This window comes from Streptomyces sp. NBC_00223, assembly GCF_036199905.1.
GTDB lineage: Bacteria > Actinomycetota > Actinomycetes > Streptomycetales > Streptomycetaceae > Actinacidiphila.
This window is the reverse complement of the sequence record NZ_CP108109.1, coordinates 4,206,307-4,221,116: the sequence shown is the minus strand read 5'-3', so window position 1 is coordinate 4,221,116 and position 14,810 is coordinate 4,206,307. Positions and strand designations below refer to the sequence as shown.

The window sequence follows — 14,810 nt, the reverse complement described above, 5'->3', positions numbered from 1 at the left end:
GCACGGGGTGTGTGCGGCATGGCCGAGCCAGGCGTGACAGTGCCCTGGCGAGTGGCCTGCAACTCAGACGTTACCTATAACGGAAGACCTCTGCGTACGCGTAGCGCACAGTTTCTGACCTGCGGTTTTGCTTGGATCTCCTAGTAAGTGCGCGTTACCGCAGGCCATCGCCGGGACAACGGCACCGTATCCCGGAAACGGACAGTCCGTAAGAGGCGAGGAGATCACGGGAGTGCGACGCTGGGAGCGTGGACGGAAACGGAAGTATCCGGGTATTCCTGCTCGACGATCACGAGGTGGTCAGGCGAGGCGTTCACCACCTGCTGTCCGGCGGGCGCGAGGACGGTGACGGCTCCGGCATCGAGATCGTCGGCGAGGCGGCGAACGCGGCCGAGGCGATGGCCGGCATCCCCGCCGTACACCCGGATGTCGCACTGCTGGACGTACGGCTGCCCGACGCCAGCGGGGTCGAGGTGTGCCGCGACATCCGCTCGCACGACCCGTCGGTGAAGTGCCTGATGCTGACCTCCTACGCGGACGAGGAGGCGGTCTTCGACGCGGTCATGGCGGGCGCGTCCGGTTACGTGCCGAAGGTGATCCGCGGCGACGAGCTGACCGCGGCGGTCAGGGCCGTGGCCACCGGGAAGTCGCTGCTCGACCCGTCGGCGGCGCGCGAGGTGCTGGAACGGCTGCGGAAGGGGGGCACCCGGGCCGGGGCCGCCACCGGGCCGGCCGGCGAGGCCGAGGCTCCCGGGGCCTCCCCGGGCCGGGAGGCCCGTTCGGGGGCCGCCGGGCTGACGGACGTGGAGCGGCGGACCCTGGACCTGATCGGCGAGGGGCTGACCAACCTCCAGATCGGGGAGCGGCTGGGGCTGGCAGAGAAGGCCGTGAAGAAGCAGGTCGCGTCGCTGCTGACCAAACTGGGGATGGAGCCGCGGTCGCCGCTCGCGGACGTGTACACGACGCGGACGCACGGGGGCGGAGGCCGAGGCGGCGGCGGAGGCGGCGACGCCTCGCACGGGGAGCGCTGAGGGCATACGGCGGGGCCCGGGGGCGCGCCGGACGGGCGGGGGCGCGCGACCCGGCCGCGGGGCGCACATGATCATGGGCCGCCATTACCAGGTGGCGACCACCCGGCGCCACTCCGCGTGATCGCGTCCTTTTGGTGATCTACGCTGAGCCGCGTGAAGGGCACGGCAAAGCGGCCGCCCGCGCTGACCGCTCTGCTGCGCCGCTACGAGCATGCGGGTACCCCGCTGACCTGCGATCCAGTCCCCCAGGGCTTGCTCAACCAGGGCTGGCGGATCACCACTACCAGGGGTGTTTTCTTCCTCAAGCAATACATTGCCCCGGATACGGCCGATCCGGGGATCATCGTGCGGCAGCACCGGGCGACAAGGGGCCTGGTCAGACTGGGTGTACCGGCCGCCGCGCCGCTCGCGGACGAGGACGGGCACACGGTCGCCACGATCGGCGGCCACGGTTACGCGCTGTTCCCCTGGATCGACGGCAGACACCGCGAGGGCACCGAACTCAGCGAGGTCCAGTCGCAGCGGCTGGGCGACCTGCTCGGCCGGGTGCACACCGGCCTCGCCCGGGTCCAGCCGCCCGCGCACGCCGGGCGCCATCCGAGCGCCGACCCGGGCCGTACCCACGCCCAGATCGACCAACTGCTCGCGCTGGTCCGCGGACACCGGCCGTACGACTCCTTCGACGAGCTGGCCGAGCACCGGCTGCTGGAGCGCCGCTCGCTGCTGAGGCGCCACGCCCACCGGCGGCCGCCCGCCGCGGAAGGGCAGGTCAGCGGCTGGGTGCACGGCGACTTCCACCCGCTCAACCTGCTCTACCGCGGCGAGGAGCCGGCCGCGATCGTGGACTGGGACCGCCTGGGCGTACGCCCGCGCGCGGAGGAAGCGGTCAGGGCGGCCGCGATCTTCTTCGTGCACCCGGTGGACGGCTGTCTCGACCTGGGGAAGGTACGGGAGTACGCCCGCGCGTACCGGCGGGCGGCGGGGATCGCCGTCGCGGAGGTGGCCGCCGCCGTGCACCGGGTGTGGTGGGAGCGGCTGAACGACTTCTGGATGCTGCACTGGCGCTACCAGCGGCGCGATCAGCGCTCCGACCCGCTCTTCCCGGCCGCCTCCGCGCTCGCGGTGTGGTGGACGCAGGAGTTCGGGGCGGTCCGGGACGCCTTCACCGACTAGAACGCCCGGCTGAAGGCGTCCTCAGCCGGGCGGTCAGGGATCGTGTACGGCGGCTACGGGGTCGCCGGGCCGCCGTCGGCGCCGCCGTCGGCCGGGTCCGTGGGCGGGTCCGTCGGGATCGTCGGGTCGGTGGCCGGCGGGGTCGTGGGCGCGGTGGTGGGCGGACTCGTCGGCGCCTTGGTCGGCGGGGTCGTGGTGGCCGACGGCGGCGGGGTGGTGGTCGGCGCCGTCGTGGTGGGGGTCTCGGTGGCCGTCCGCGTCTCGATACCCGTCGGGTTCGTGTTCAGCTCGCCGTTGCCCGTCGGCTCGCCGGTGGGCTCGTCGTCGGGCTGACCGGCGGTTTCCTGCGTGGCTGTCGGCGAGGTGGTGTCCGAGGGCGTGCCCCCGCCGTCGCCGTCGCCGCGGGTCGCCAGAAAGACGCCCAGGGCGATGACGACAATCGCGACGATCGCGAAGAGCACCGGCTTGAGCCAGGGGTTGCCACCGCCACCGGACGGGGGACGCCCGTCGTAGCCGTGCACGTCGTCGTGGCCGCCGCCGGACAGGCCGGCGAGCAGCGGCGGGCCGAGTTCCGCGGTGTTGCCGCTGTGGGCGCCGCCCTGGGCGACGACGGTCGGCCTCGTGGGGTACTGCGTCCGGGGGGCGACGGCGGTGACGGCGCCGGTGTTCCACATGCCGCCGGTCCAGCCGCCCTGCTGGGTGAGCGCCTGGTGGGCGTAGCCGACGACGGCCCGCATCTCCTCGGCGTTCTGGAAACGATCCTCGGGCTGCTTGGCCAGCGCCCGCAGCACCATCCCGTCCAGCTCCGGCGGCACCCGCTCATTGGCCTGCGAGGGGACCGTCGGGTCGTCCTGGACATGCTGGTAGACCACCGACAGCGGGCTCTCCCCGGTGAACGGCGGGCGCAGCGCGAGCAGTTCGTAGAGCAGACAGCCGGTCGCGTACAGATCGCTGCGGTGGTCGACGGTCTTGCCGAGCGCCTGCTCCGGCGACAGATACTGCGGGGTGCCCATGACCATGCCGGTCTGCGTCATGGTGCTCGCGGCGCCGTGCAGGGCGCGGGCGATGCCGAAGTCCATGACCTTGACCGCGCCGGTCATAGTGATGATCACATTGGCGGGCTTGATGTCCCGGTGCACGATGCCGTGCTCATGGCTGTAGGCGAGCGCCTCCAGCACCCCGGAGACGATGACCAGCGCCTGGTCGACCGGCGGCGGGGTGGGCCCGGTGAGCAGGTCCTTGATGGTGTGGCCCTCGACCAGCTCCATGACGATGTAGGGGACGGTACCGGTGGCCGTACGGTCCTCGCCCGAGTCGTAGACGGCGACGACCGCGTGGTGGTTCAGGCCCGCGACGGCCTGTGCCTCGCGGGCGAACCTGGCCTTGGAGACCGGGTCCTCCGCCAGATCCGTCCGCAGCAGCTTCACCGCGACGATCCGGCCGAGCCGTACGTCCTCGGCGGCGAACACCTCGGCCATACCGCCCCGGCCGAGCTTGCCGGTGAGCCGGTAACGGCCTTCGCCGACCAGGGTGCCCACACCCCACTGGCCGGAGCTCTCCGGCGCTCCGGTGGCGGCGGTCGTCTCGTTCGGGTCGACCATCAGTCCTCGGTCCTCGCCGTCGTTCGTCCATCGTCGTGTGCGGGCGCGGGAGGTGTGCCCTGGTGCGCCACCGTACCGCTTTTCGCCGTCCGTACCGGCCGGTCCAGCGGGCGGGGGCGGCCCGGAACAAGGCTGTGACAAGCGGTCCCGGCTTTGTGCGCGGACGATGCGCATCAGGTGACGAGATGGTCAACGAACTTGACGTGCCGGTGCGATCGACCAGACTTGGCGGGCGGGCTCGGGGACAAGTGTGTCCCGATAGCACTTCCAGGGGGTAGCGGTACCGATGAGCGGGGACGCCACGCAGGGCGAGTACGGGGGGCGCTCGGTCGGCGGCGGGCGGTACGTACTGCGCGACCTGCTCGGCCGGGGCGGTATGGCGTCGGTGCACCTGGCTCACGACACCGTGCTCGACCGGCCGGTGGCCGTCAAGACCCTGCACACCAACCTCGGCAACGAGCAGTCCTTCCGCGAACGCTTCCGCCGCGAGGCGCAGTCCGTCGCCAAGCTCAACCACACCAACATCGTCTCCGTCTTCGACTCCGGAGAGGACACGATCGACGGCCACCATGTGCCGTACATCGTCATGGAGTACGTCGAGGGCAGTCCGCTCGGTGACGTGCTCGCCGCGGACATCGCCCGGCTCGGGGCGATGCCCGCCGACAAGGCGCTGCGGATCACCGGCGACGTACTGGCCGCGCTCGCCGTCAGCCATGAAATGGGCCTGGTGCACCGGGACATCAAGCCCGGCAATGTGATGATCACCAAGCGCGGCGTGGTCAAGGTCATGGACTTCGGCATCGCGCGGGCCATGCAGTCGGGGGTGACCTCGATGACGCAGACCGGCATGGTGGTCGGCACCCCGCAGTATCTGTCCCCCGAACAGGCGCTTGGCCGCGGGGTGGACGAGCGGTCCGATCTGTACTCGGTCGGCTGTCTGCTCTTCGAACTCCTCACCGGGCGGCTGCCGTTCGACGCGGACTCACCGCTGGCGATGGCGTACCAGCATGTGCAGGAGATCCCGCCGGCGCCGTCCGCCTTCAACCGGGCGCTGAGTCCGGCCGTGGACGCGCTGGTCGCCCGCGCGCTGCGGAAGAACCCGGCCGAGCGCTTCCCGACGGCCGACGCGATGCACGACGAGACCGACCGGGTGCTCGCGGCCACGCAGGCGGGCACCCCGCCGCGGATATCCGGCGGTCCCGCGCCGACCGGCCGGGGCGAGGCCGTGTCCGCCTCGGTCTTCCCGCCCGCGCAGGGGCCGGTGCGGACCCCGCCGCCGCAGATCCACACGCCGTACGCGCCGCCGCCGCAGCAGCAGGGCGGTTTCGGCCCCTCGACCCCGATACCGTCGGCGTACGGCTATCCACAGCAGGGCCCGCAGACACCGCCGCCCAACTCCGCGTACGGCACGACACCGCCGCCGAACCCCGCGTACATGGCGCCGCAGCCCGGTCCCGGCTCCGTGCCGCCGCAACAGCGGCGGCCGGTCGGCGTCGGAGGGCCGGGCGGGCCCGGCGGGCGCGGTGGCAGGTCCTCCAACGCCACCGTCGCCATCGGCGCCACGGTCGCGGTGGCGGCCATCGCGGTGATCGTCGTGGTCATCGTCGCCATGACCCGGGGCGGCTCGGACGACAGCGCGGACCCGGGCGAGAGCACACCGCCGGTCACCACGGCCGCCACCACGGCGACCACCCCGAGCCAGGCGGAGGCCACGGACGAGGTCGTCAAGGGCGACCAGAGCCGGACCATCGACCCGGAGAAGTGCACGAACTCCCACAACGACCTGATCAACCCCGGCAAGCCCGACATCGTGACGATGCCGAACTTCCAGTTCCTCTACGTCGACTCGGTGGTCGCCTGCGTCAAGGCCGCCCACTGGAGTTACCACATCAACTACGTGGACGAGCAGCAGTGGGGCAAGGGCGCGGTCGTGTCGCAGTCGCCGAAGTACCTGGACGACTACAACCCGAAGACGGACGGCGAGATCCAGATCTCGGTCTCCACGGGCAAGGGCGCCAGCTGACGTCCCGACCGCGTCCCGCACCTCCCGCATCTCCCGTACCGACACCCGCGCCCCCGCCGTTTCCCGGCGGGGGCGCGCTGGTGCGGGGACGCGCGGCGCCCGGCCGCGCGGGGCCCGCTAGAGGTACGGGCCCGAGTGCGCGCCCTGGTGGGGGTGCTGCTCGTCGTCGTGGCCGCCGACGCCCGGCGGAAGGGCGCGGCGCATCTGCTCCAGCTGGGCGCGGGCCGCCATCTGCTGGGCGAACAGCGCGGTCTGGATGCCGTGGAAAAGACCCTCCAGCCAGCCCACCAGCTGGGCCTGGGCGATCCGCAGCTCGGCCTCGCTGGGCACGCTGTCGTCGGTGAACGGCAGCGACAGCCGGTCCAGCTCCTCCACCAGCTCCGGCGCGAGCCCGGCCTCCAGCTCCTTCACCGAGCTGGCGTGGATCTCCTTGAGCCGCACCCGGCTGGCCTCGTCGAGAGGAGCCGCCCGCACTTCCTCCAGGAGCTGCTTGATCATGCTGCCGATCCGCATGACCTTGGCCGGCTGCTCGACCATCTCCGTCACCGGGATCTCACGGCGCTCCTCCCCCTCACCCGCGGGTGCGCCGCCCAGCGCCATACCGTCGGGCCCGACGACCAGGACCTGCGGATTCTGCGCGTTCTCCGGCGACCGTTCGTTCATCGGCATCTCCATACCTCCATTGTCCCGCACCGGGCGAGCGCCCGGCCGCCTGCCCCCGGAGCATCCCTCGTCAGGTGAGCGTACGAACGAAGGCCGTGGGCCGGGCGATCCGTGGGCGCCCTCCGGCCGGGCGCGTACCCACGGCCCCGCCGGTCATGTCCGCCGCAGTCTCAGCGCCAGGAACCCCAGGCCCAGCCCGACCAGCAGCAGCCCGGCGCCGATCAGCAGCACCCGCATCACCCGCCGGGCGGGACCGTCCGTCCGGTCCGACGGCGCGTCGTCCCGCTGCCGGACCTGCTCGGCCGCACCGTCGGGAGCCTCCGCCGGGGCGGAGGTGGGGCTGACGGCGGCCGGTACGAGCGAGGGCGCCAGATCCGTCCGGTCCGTCGTGCTCGGGCTGCTCGTCCGGCCGTAGCCCTGCTCGTAGCCCCAGCCGTACGGCGGTGCCTGCGGGCGGGCCCCGGACGTCGGGGGGCCGGACGGCCGTGGCGGCGTCAGCGGGCCCGCCGGGTGGGGCGGGCGCGGGGGCCTTGGGGCATGCGTCGGGGGAGCGGGCGGGGGCGCGGAGGGAACGGCACTCGGGCTCGCGGTCCCGGTGGGCGGCGGGCCGGGGACGGGCGCGGCGGCCGGGGGCGTCGCCGTCGGGGTGAGGGGGACCGTGCCGACCGGCGGAACGGATGGCGCCACCGAGCCGGCCGGATCGTGCGCGGCCGGGGAGGGGGTCGGGGACGGACCTGTCGGGGAAGGGGGCCGGCCGACCGGCGGGTCGGGCACGGGCACGGTCGGCGTGGGGGCCTGCGAGGCACCGGGCGACGGGGGCGGCAGCCCGGCGGCCCCCGACGGGACGCCCGCCGCGAGCAGCGCGCCCGCGACGAGCGCGGGTGCGCCGACGCGTACCGCCGCCGTCGTGACCGCAGCCCGCAGGGCGCTTCGCCGCCTGCCCGCCGCCGCACACCGCACGTCCGCCGCCTCCCGCCGAACCCTGAGTGTCCTCAGCGTCACACGCGGCGATGTTTCCGGCATCGCGGGCGGCGGGCAGGCGGAGCGGGGGCGGCTCCCGGTCGGATGATCAGACCGTGAGCAGCACCTTTCCGATGTGTGTGCTCGCGTCCACGATCCGGTGGGCCTCGGCCGCTTCCGCGAGCGGCAGCGCGCGGTCCACGACCGGGCGGACCGTACCCGCCTCGATCAGCGGCCAGACGTGCTCGCGCACCGCGCCCACGATCGTGGCCTTCTCGGCGGGCGGACGGGGGCGCAGGGAGGTCGCGACCAGGGCGGCGCGCTTGGCCAGCAGGGTGCCGAGGTTGAGTTCGCCCTTGACGCCGCCCTGGAGGCCGATGACGACGAGCCGGCCGTTGACGGCGAGCGCGTCCACGTTCCGCTGGAGGTACTTCGCACCCATGATGTCGAGGATGACATCGGGGGTGACGGCCTCGGTGAAGTCCTCTTCGCGGTAGTTGACGAGGATGTCCGCGCCCAACTCCCGGCAGGCGGCGAGCTTGTCCGCGGTGCCGGCCGTGACCGCGACCTTCGCGCCGACCGCCTTGCCGAGCTGGATCGCCATGGTGCCGATACCGCTGGACCCGCCGTGCACCAGCAGCGTCTCGCCCGGCCGCAGATGGGCGACCATGAACACATTGGACCAGACGGTGGCCGTCACCTCCGGCAGCGCCGCGGCCGTGACCAGGTCGACGCCCTTGGGGACGGGCAGGAGTTGGCCGATGGGGACGGCCACCTTCTGGGCGTAGCCGCCGCCCGCGAGCAGGGCGCACACCTCGTCGCCGACCGACCACCCGGTCACACCGGGTCCGACCTCGGCGATCCGCCCCGAACATTCGAGGCCGGGGTAGGGGGAGGCGCCGGGCGGTGGCGCGTAGAAGCCCTGGCGCTGGAGGAGGTCAGCCCGGTTCACGGCCGTCGCCGCCACATCCACGACGACTTCGCCGTCGCCCGCCACCGGATCGGGTACCTCTGCCCAGGTCAGCGCCTCCGGTCCGCCGGGCCGGGGAATCGTGATCGCGTACATGCAGGCGAGGCTACTCCGGCTGAACGCGCGGGCCGGTGCTCCCTTCGCCGTTCACCGCCCGGGTGATCCCCGCCAGAGTGTCGCGCAGCCAGCGGTGCGCCGGGTCGGTGTCGTGCCGCAGGTGCCAGGCCATGGCGAGTTCCATGGGCGGCAGCCGCAGCGGGATGTCGTGCACGGTCAGCGGCATCACCCGGGCGGCTCGGTCCGCGAAGGCCGAGGGCACGATGGCGAGCGCCGCCGATTCCAGCGCGAGGAAGCAGGCAGCGCTGAAGGTCGGGACGGTGGCCAGCACATGGCGGCTCAGCCCGAGTTCACGCAGCCGGTCGTCCACGACGCTGTGGGTGCGGCCCCGGCGGGAGGCCGTGATGTGGGGGAGCGCGGCGAAGCGTTCCAGGGTGAGGGGAAGGCGCGGCGCGGCGCCGTGCCGAAGGTCCGACGACCGTACGGGCGCGTCCGACCGTACGACGGCCACGTACTGGTGCTCGTAGAGGAACATGCTGCGGACGTCCGGCGGGAGTTCGGGCAGCGCGCCGAGGTCGAGGTCGACCCGGTCCCGCAGGTCGGCGGGGTTCTCGTCTCCCTCGGGAAGGATGCGCAGCCGGACGCCGGGGGCCTCGCGGGCGACGCGCGCGGTGAGTTCCGGGCCGAGGACGACCGCCACCCCGTCGTTCGTACGGAGGGTGAAGTCCCGCCGGAGGTCGGCGATGTCGACGGGCGGGGGTGGCCGGAGCGCGGCGAGCGCCTGGGCGAGCGCGGCCTCGACCTGGGGGCGCAGCTCAAGCGCGCGCGGGGTGAGGGTCAGCCCGCGGCCGGACGGTACGAGCAGCGGGTCGCCCACGACGCGGCGCAGCCGGGCCAGGGTGCGGCTCATCGCGGACGGGGAGACGTTCATGACGGTCGCGGCCCCGGTCACTCCGCCTTCGCGCAGAAGGGCGTCGAGGGCGGGCAGCAGGTTCATGTCCGGCAGGAGCATTCCTCCAGTGTGGCATCCATCGTTGCGTTCGACGCAAGGGTCACTTGACAACCAGGACCTTGTGATCAAAGGTGGTCGGCCCGCAGTCTGGACGGGTGATCGACAACCTGCATCGGATCAGCCCCCGGAAGCGCGGTATCGCGCTCCTGGTCGCGGGCTGCTTCTTCATGGAGAACCTGGACGGCACCATCGTGTCCACGGCCGCCCCGCGGATCGGCGCCTCACTGGGGGTGTCCGCGACCGCGATCGGCCTGGTCATCACGGCGTATCTGCTGACGCTCGCCGTACTGATACCGCTGAGCGGCTGGCTCACCGCGCGCTTCGGCGCCCGGCGGGTCTTCCTGGCGGCGATCGCGCTGTTCACCCTCGCGTCCCTGGCCTGCGCGGCCGCGTCCGACCTCGGCGTCCTGGTCGCGCTGCGGGTGGTGCAGGGCGCGGGCGGGGCGATGATGGTCCCGGTCGGACGGCTGGTGGCGATGTCCGGGGTGGCCAAGCCGGACCTGCCGCGGATCGTGTCGTACATCGTGTGGCCCGCGCTGCTCGCACCCGTGATCGCGCCGCTGCTCGGCGGTGTCATCACCACCTACGCGAGCTGGCGTTGGCTCTTTCTGATCAACATCCCGCTGGGGATCCTGGCCTTCGCCGTCGCCTGGCGGCTGATCGAGGGCGGGCCCGCGGCCGAGGTGACGAAGCTGGACTGGCTCGGGGTGGTGTGGACGTCGGCCGGGCTTGGCGCGCTCACGTACACCGGCCATCTGCTGTCGGGGACGGGCGGCTCGTGGGCCGCGCCCACGGCCTTCGGCGCCGCCTCGGTGCTGCTGCTCGCGCTGGCGGTCCGTCATCTGCTGCGTGCCGGTGATCCGTTGATCGACCTGGGGACGCTGCGGACGCAGTCCTTCCGGGCGTCGGTGTCGGGCGGTTCGGCGTTCTGGGTCGCGGTCGGGTCGGTGCCCTTCCTGCTGCCGCTGCTCTTCCAGGAGGTGTTCGGCTGGAGCGCGGTCAGGTCGGGGTCGCTGGTGCTCTTCGTCTTCGTCGGCAACATCGGGATCAAACCGGCCACCACCTATCTCTTCGGCCGGTTCGGCTACCGGCCGCTGCTGGTGGTCTCGGGCGTGGCGCTGGCCGGGTCGATGGTCTGCTGCGCCTTTCTGACCGCTGGCACACCGCTCTGGCTGATCGGCGCCATCGCGGTGGTGAGCGGCGCCGCCCGGTCGCTCGGTCTGACCGGATACTCGACGCTCGCCTTCGCGGACATCCCGCAGGAGCGGATGCGGGACGCCAATACGCTCAACGCCACGGCGAACCAGATGGCAGCGGGCCTGGGCATCGCGGCGGCCACGGTGGCGCTGCGGCTCGGCGGCCCGATCGCCGACGGACTCCTGGGCCGTACATCGGCGGCGCTGTCGTACGGGGTCGCCTTCTGCCTGCTCGCGCTCGCCGCGCTGGCGGCCGTGGCGGGGGCGGCGCGGCTGCATCCCCGGACCGGGGACGCGCTGCGCGGGCGCGTACCGGCTCCTCGCGAGCGGGCGCGGGCGACCCGGGTCGGCCCTCCGGGGGCCGGCGGGGACCGCTGATCCTGTCGGCCGGGCCGGTGCCGCACCCGGTGGCCCTCCATGGCGGCGGAACCGGGTTCGCGGCCATGGTGGCGAGCCGCGTTCGCGCCCATGGGCGCGGAATGCGGTGGGGACTACGCCAGAGGCGCGGTCGCCGGGCCCGCGCGGTGGATCGCGATCACCCGGTCCGTCGCCTGGAGCGCGCCGGCCTCGGGGTCGTCGTGGTCGAGCAGCCGGTGGCCGCGCTTGATCGAGACGACCAGGTCCTGGATCTCCCGGGGCGCCTTCCCGACCTCGGCTTTGGTCACCGGGCGTTCTATCAGGTCGAGGCCGCTGCCGTAGGTGATCAGATCGTCCATCACCCGGCCGACGCTCGGGCTGAGCATGGAAAGACCGAGCAGCCGGCCCGCCGCGCTGGAGCTGGTGATCACCGCGTTGGCGCCGGACTGCCGCAGCAGCGGGGCGTTCTCCTCCTCGCGGACCGAGGCGACGATGTGGGCGCGCTTGTTGAGCTGGCGGGCGGTCAGCGTGACCAGGACGGCGGTGTCGTCGCGCTGCGCGGCGATCACGATCTCCTTGGCGCGCTCGACCTCCGCGCGCAGCAGCACGTCATTGCGGGTCGCGTCGCCGGTCACGGCCACGAAGCCCTCGTCCGCGGCGGCCTGCACGACCTTGGGGCTGGGGTCGACGATCACGATCCGGTTCTGCGGGACACCGCGCCCTATCAGGGTCTGCGCCGCCGAACGGCCCTTCGTGCCATAGCCGACGATCACCACATGGTCGTACAACGTGCTCCTCCAGCGCTTGAGACGGAACTGCTCCCGGGTGCGCTCGGTCAGCACTTCCAGGGTGGTGCCGACCAGGATGATCAGGAAGATCACGCGCAACGGCGTGACCAGGAAGGTGTTGCTCAGCCGCGCACCCGTGCTGTACGGCACGATGTCGCCGTAACCCGTCGTCGACAGCGTCACCGTCGAGTAGTAGAGCGAGTCCAGGAACGACACGGAGCCGTTGGCGTTGTCGTGGTAGCCGCCCCGGTCCGCGTACACGATCACCACGGTGGCGGCGAGCACCAGCAGCGCGAGGAACAGCCGGCGGCTGACCTGGAGCAGCGGACCCGCGGCCGGGCGCGGGAAGCGGACGCGGAACGCCGTCTGGGCCCGAGGCGTCACCTCGGCGCGGCCCGCGGCGGCGTCGTGACCGGGCAGCTTCACAGAGCGTTCCCCCATGCCGGGCCGAGCACTCCGGTGTCGAGCACGGCCGTCTCCTGTCCTGCGCGGGCACCATGTGGCGGAATGACCGCCATGCCTTCGGCGGCGGCCAGTCCGCGGAGCATCGCCGGGCCCGCGAAGTGCAGGGGGCGGGCGGCGGACTCGTCGTCGAAGACTACCGGGACCAGTCTGGTGTCCACCGGGTGCCCCGGCACATCCGTGGTGAGCGGCGCCGCGTACGGGGCCGGCGCGGGGCGGCCGGCGAGCGTGCCCAGCAGGGGGCCGACGAGCGTCAGCACCCCGCACACGGCGGCCAGCGGATTACCCGGAAGCCCGATCAGATGACCGTTCCCGGAGGGGAGTTCGGCCAGCAGCATGGGGTGGCCCGGGCGTACGGCGACCCCGTCGACCAGCAGTTTCGCACCCATGGCGACGAGCACCGAGTGGACATGGTCGACCGGGCCGCCGGCGGTCCCGCCGGTCGTGACCACCAGGTCGGCGGAGCTCACGGCGATCGCCCGGCGCAGCACCTCGGCGTCGTCCACCAGCCTGCGTACGGCGGTCACTTCGGCGCCGAGCCCGCGCAGCCAGGAGGGCAGCATGGGGCCGAGCGCGTCCCGTACCCGGCCGGAGCGCGGCACCCCGTGGTCGAGCAGTTCGTCGCCGAGCACCAGCACCTCGACCCGCGGCCGGGCGGTGACGGTCAGCTCGTCGTACCCGGCGGCCGCCGCCAGGCCCAGCACGGCGGGCGTCACCACCGTGCCCGCGGGCAGCAACTCGTCGCCGCCGCGGCACTCCTGGCCCCGCTGCCGCACCTCCTGACCCGGCGTCGGCGCGGTGTGCGGCGGCCGCACCCGCAGCCACTCGCCGTCGGTGCGGTGCTCGGTCCTGCCGTACTCGCTTCTGAGCACGGCGGTCGCGCCGGGCGGCAGGGCCGCGCCCGTGGCGATACGGACGGCGTGGCCGTCGAGCAGCGCGCCGACCGCCCGCTGGCCCGCGAGCAGTTGGCCCTTCAGCCGCCAGGGGCCCGGGCCCGCCACGGCCCAGCCGTCCATCGCCGAGGAGTCGAACGACGGCAGGTCGGTCAGCGCGGCGAGCCCGCGCGCCAGCGCCATGCCCAGCGCCTCCTCCCCCAGCGGGACCACCCGCGCGCCCAGCCGCCGGGCCGCCAGCCGCGCGGTCCGCCGCGCCTCGGGCCAGGGGGTGGCGGGGATCGCGTGGGTTGCGCGGGTCGCGTGGGTTGGGTCGGGGGTCTGGGCGCGGGCGGCCGACGCTTGGGCGCGGGGCGCCGGGGCCTCGGCGGGGGCCGGAGTCCGGGCGGTGGGCGCGGGCGTCGGTGTGGGCGGCCGGGGAACCGTGTCGGCGTCGTGGCCGAGCGCCACCGACAGCGGGTCGTTGACGGACGGGCGGCCCGCGGCGGGCGCCCGGCGCCGGTCGTTGGCCAGGGCGAGGGCGTCGTCCATCGCGCGGTCGGCGGGGTCGCCGCCGGGCCCGGTCATCTCGCGGGGTCCGATTCGCCGGCGGACTCCTCGGCCCAGCGGTTGGCCAGGGCCGCGGCCTTGGCCGCCGCCTCCTTCACGGCCTCCGGGCCGCCGCCGGCCCGCGCCGCCGCGTAACCCACGAGGAAGGTGGTCAGTGGAGCGGCCGGACGGGCGACGCCGTGCGCCGCGTCACGGGCCAGATCGAGCAGGACATGGATGTCCACGTCCAGGTCGATACCCAGTTCGGTCTTGGCTGCTGTGATCCATTCGTCCAACACACGCCCATGGTCCCCGATCCGCGCCCCGGCGCCGGTGAGGCTCACCCCTCGGATCCGTTGTCCAGCCGGGCGCGCGCCACCGCCACGTCCTCCCAGGTGTCGCAGTCGAAGGACGCGTCCCCCGTCGGGTCGGCGATCCGGCGCAGGGTCAGCTCCTCGGTGAGCAGGCGCAGCGGCAGCCCGGTCAGGCCGCCGTGCTCGGCGCCGAGCAGGGCGAGTTCGCGGCGCAGCGGCTCGATCCGGTACACGGCCGCCAGCGGCTGGTCCCGTCCGCCGGGGTCGACGAGCATCACCCCTTCCCACTCCGTTGTCCCGCCTCCCGCTCCGGGTCCTGACGCCGGTCCTGGTCCTGGCTCCTCGCGCGGCCCTTGCGCGGCGGTGAGCGTGTCGGCGAGGGCGTCCACGGTCTCCGCCGTCAGGAACGGCAGGTCGGCGGCCAGGATCAGGACCACCTCCGGCCGGCCGGGCGCGGCCGGGCCGTCGGCGGCGGGGCGGCGGTCCCGGTCGAGCGCAGCAAGCCCGGCGGCGAGCGCGGGCAGCGGACCGCCGCCCGGGGGCTCCTCGCGGGTCCACAGGACCGGCCGGGCGGTGGGGCGGCGCGGCCCCACCACCACCGTGCGGTCGGCGGCCGCGCACGCCGTGAGCACCCGGTCGAGCAGCGGGTGCCCGCCGACCGGCAGCGCGGGCTTGTCCGCGCCGCCGAGCCGCCGGGCCGCGCCGCCGGCCAGCACCACCGCGTCGTAGCTCCTCGTCATGCCCGCGAGTATCCCCCGGGCGTGTTACGGCGCGGTCCGGTA

Annotated in this window: 11 protein-coding genes and 1 pseudogene; 4 read left to right on the top strand and 8 right to left on the bottom strand. The window is 73.7% G+C overall.

Going from position 1 to position 14,810, the window contains the following annotated elements:
• The first annotated feature begins 248 nt into the window (after positions 1-248).
• Together OHA30_RS17795 and OHA30_RS17790 are read left to right on the top strand one after the other, a co-directional pair.
• Positions 249-1,031, top strand: coding sequence for a response regulator transcription factor (locus OHA30_RS17795; protein WP_328914837.1), 783 nt, complete (start codon positions 249-251; stop codon positions 1,029-1,031).
• 153 nt (positions 1,032-1,184) lie between these two features.
• Entirely contained in the window at positions 1,185-2,204 is a 1,020-nt protein-coding gene (locus OHA30_RS17790) for a phosphotransferase enzyme family protein (RefSeq protein WP_328914836.1), read from the top strand.
• A gap of 53 nt (positions 2,205-2,257) precedes the next feature.
• Here the strand turns inward: OHA30_RS17790 and OHA30_RS17785 are convergent, their stop codons facing one another.
• Positions 2,258-3,805, bottom strand: coding sequence for a protein kinase domain-containing protein (locus OHA30_RS17785; RefSeq protein ID WP_328914835.1), 1,548 nt, complete (start codon positions 3,803-3,805; stop codon positions 2,258-2,260).
• A 286-nt stretch (positions 3,806-4,091) separates the two neighbouring features.
• Between OHA30_RS17785 and OHA30_RS17780 the strand changes: the two genes are divergently transcribed.
• On the top strand, positions 4,092-5,828 hold the full coding sequence (locus tag OHA30_RS17780) for a protein kinase domain-containing protein (RefSeq protein ID WP_328914834.1): 1,737 nt from the start codon (positions 4,092-4,094) through the stop codon (positions 5,826-5,828).
• Between the two features lie 117 nt (positions 5,829-5,945).
• On the opposite strand, the gene OHA30_RS17775 is transcribed toward OHA30_RS17780, so the two are convergent.
• The 4 genes from OHA30_RS17775 to OHA30_RS17760 all read right to left on the bottom strand — a co-directional run bounded on the left by OHA30_RS17775 (position 5,946) and on the right by OHA30_RS17760 (position 9,490).
• On the bottom strand, positions 5,946-6,503 hold the full coding sequence (locus OHA30_RS17775) for a bacterial proteasome activator family protein (RefSeq protein WP_328914833.1): 558 nt from the start codon (positions 6,501-6,503) through the stop codon (positions 5,946-5,948).
• A gap of 141 nt (positions 6,504-6,644) precedes the next feature.
• Positions 6,645-7,493, bottom strand: a complete 849-nt coding sequence (locus OHA30_RS17770; RefSeq protein ID WP_328914832.1) for a hypothetical protein — start codon at positions 7,491-7,493, stop codon at positions 6,645-6,647.
• Between the two features lie 67 nt (positions 7,494-7,560).
• Entirely contained in the window at positions 7,561-8,517 is a 957-nt protein-coding gene (locus tag OHA30_RS17765; protein WP_328914831.1) for an NAD(P)H-quinone oxidoreductase, read from the bottom strand.
• Between the two features lie 10 nt (positions 8,518-8,527).
• The gene (locus OHA30_RS17760) at positions 8,528-9,490 is read right to left on the bottom strand and encodes a LysR family transcriptional regulator (RefSeq protein ID WP_328914830.1); all 963 of its coding nucleotides are present in this window, start codon (positions 9,488-9,490) and stop codon (positions 8,528-8,530) included.
• Positions 9,491-9,585: 95 nt separating this feature from the next.
• Here OHA30_RS17760 and OHA30_RS17755 point away from each other — a divergent pair, with 95 nt between their 5' ends.
• The gene (locus OHA30_RS17755; RefSeq protein ID WP_328914829.1) at positions 9,586-11,064 is read left to right on the top strand and encodes an MFS transporter; all 1,479 of its coding nucleotides are present in this window, start codon (positions 9,586-9,588) and stop codon (positions 11,062-11,064) included.
• Positions 11,065-11,177: 113 nt separating this feature from the next.
• Here the strand turns inward: OHA30_RS17755 and OHA30_RS17750 are convergent, their stop codons facing one another.
• The 3 genes and pseudogenes from OHA30_RS17750 to OHA30_RS17740 form a co-directional block, all read right to left on the bottom strand.
• Positions 11,178-12,257, bottom strand: a complete 1,080-nt coding sequence (locus OHA30_RS17750) for a potassium channel family protein (RefSeq protein WP_328914828.1) — start codon at positions 12,255-12,257, stop codon at positions 11,178-11,180.
• Positions 12,254-13,753: a molybdopterin molybdotransferase MoeA gene (locus OHA30_RS17745; protein ID WP_328914827.1), complete on the bottom strand. Its 1,500-nt coding sequence runs from the start codon at positions 13,751-13,753 to the stop codon at positions 12,254-12,256. The genes OHA30_RS17750 and OHA30_RS17745 overlap by 4 nt, the downstream gene beginning before the upstream one ends.
• Positions 13,750-14,768 (bottom strand): annotated as a pseudogene (locus tag OHA30_RS17740) (DUF6457 domain-containing protein). Before OHA30_RS17740 ends, OHA30_RS17745 begins: the two are co-directional and overlap by 4 nt.
• Positions 14,769-14,810 lie beyond the last annotated feature (42 nt).

What these genes read in the sequence shown, in the direction of transcription:
- OHA30_RS17775 (WP_328914833.1), bottom strand. Translation starts at nt 6,503, where the DNA reads ATGGAGATGCCGATGAACGAACGGTCGCCGGAGAACGCGCAGAATCCG.
- OHA30_RS17745 (WP_328914827.1), bottom strand. Translation starts at nt 13,753, where the DNA reads ATGACCGGGCCCGGCGGCGACCCCGCCGACCGCGCGATGGACGACGCC.
- OHA30_RS17760 (WP_328914830.1), bottom strand. Translation starts at nt 9,490, where the DNA reads ATGCTCCTGCCGGACATGAACCTGCTGCCCGCCCTCGACGCCCTTCTG.
- OHA30_RS17785 (WP_328914835.1), bottom strand. Translation starts at nt 3,805, where the DNA reads ATGGTCGACCCGAACGAGACGACCGCCGCCACCGGAGCGCCGGAGAGC.
- OHA30_RS17780 (WP_328914834.1), top strand. Translation starts at nt 4,092, where the DNA reads ATGAGCGGGGACGCCACGCAGGGCGAGTACGGGGGGCGCTCGGTCGGC.
- OHA30_RS17765 (WP_328914831.1), bottom strand. Translation starts at nt 8,517, where the DNA reads ATGTACGCGATCACGATTCCCCGGCCCGGCGGACCGGAGGCGCTGACC.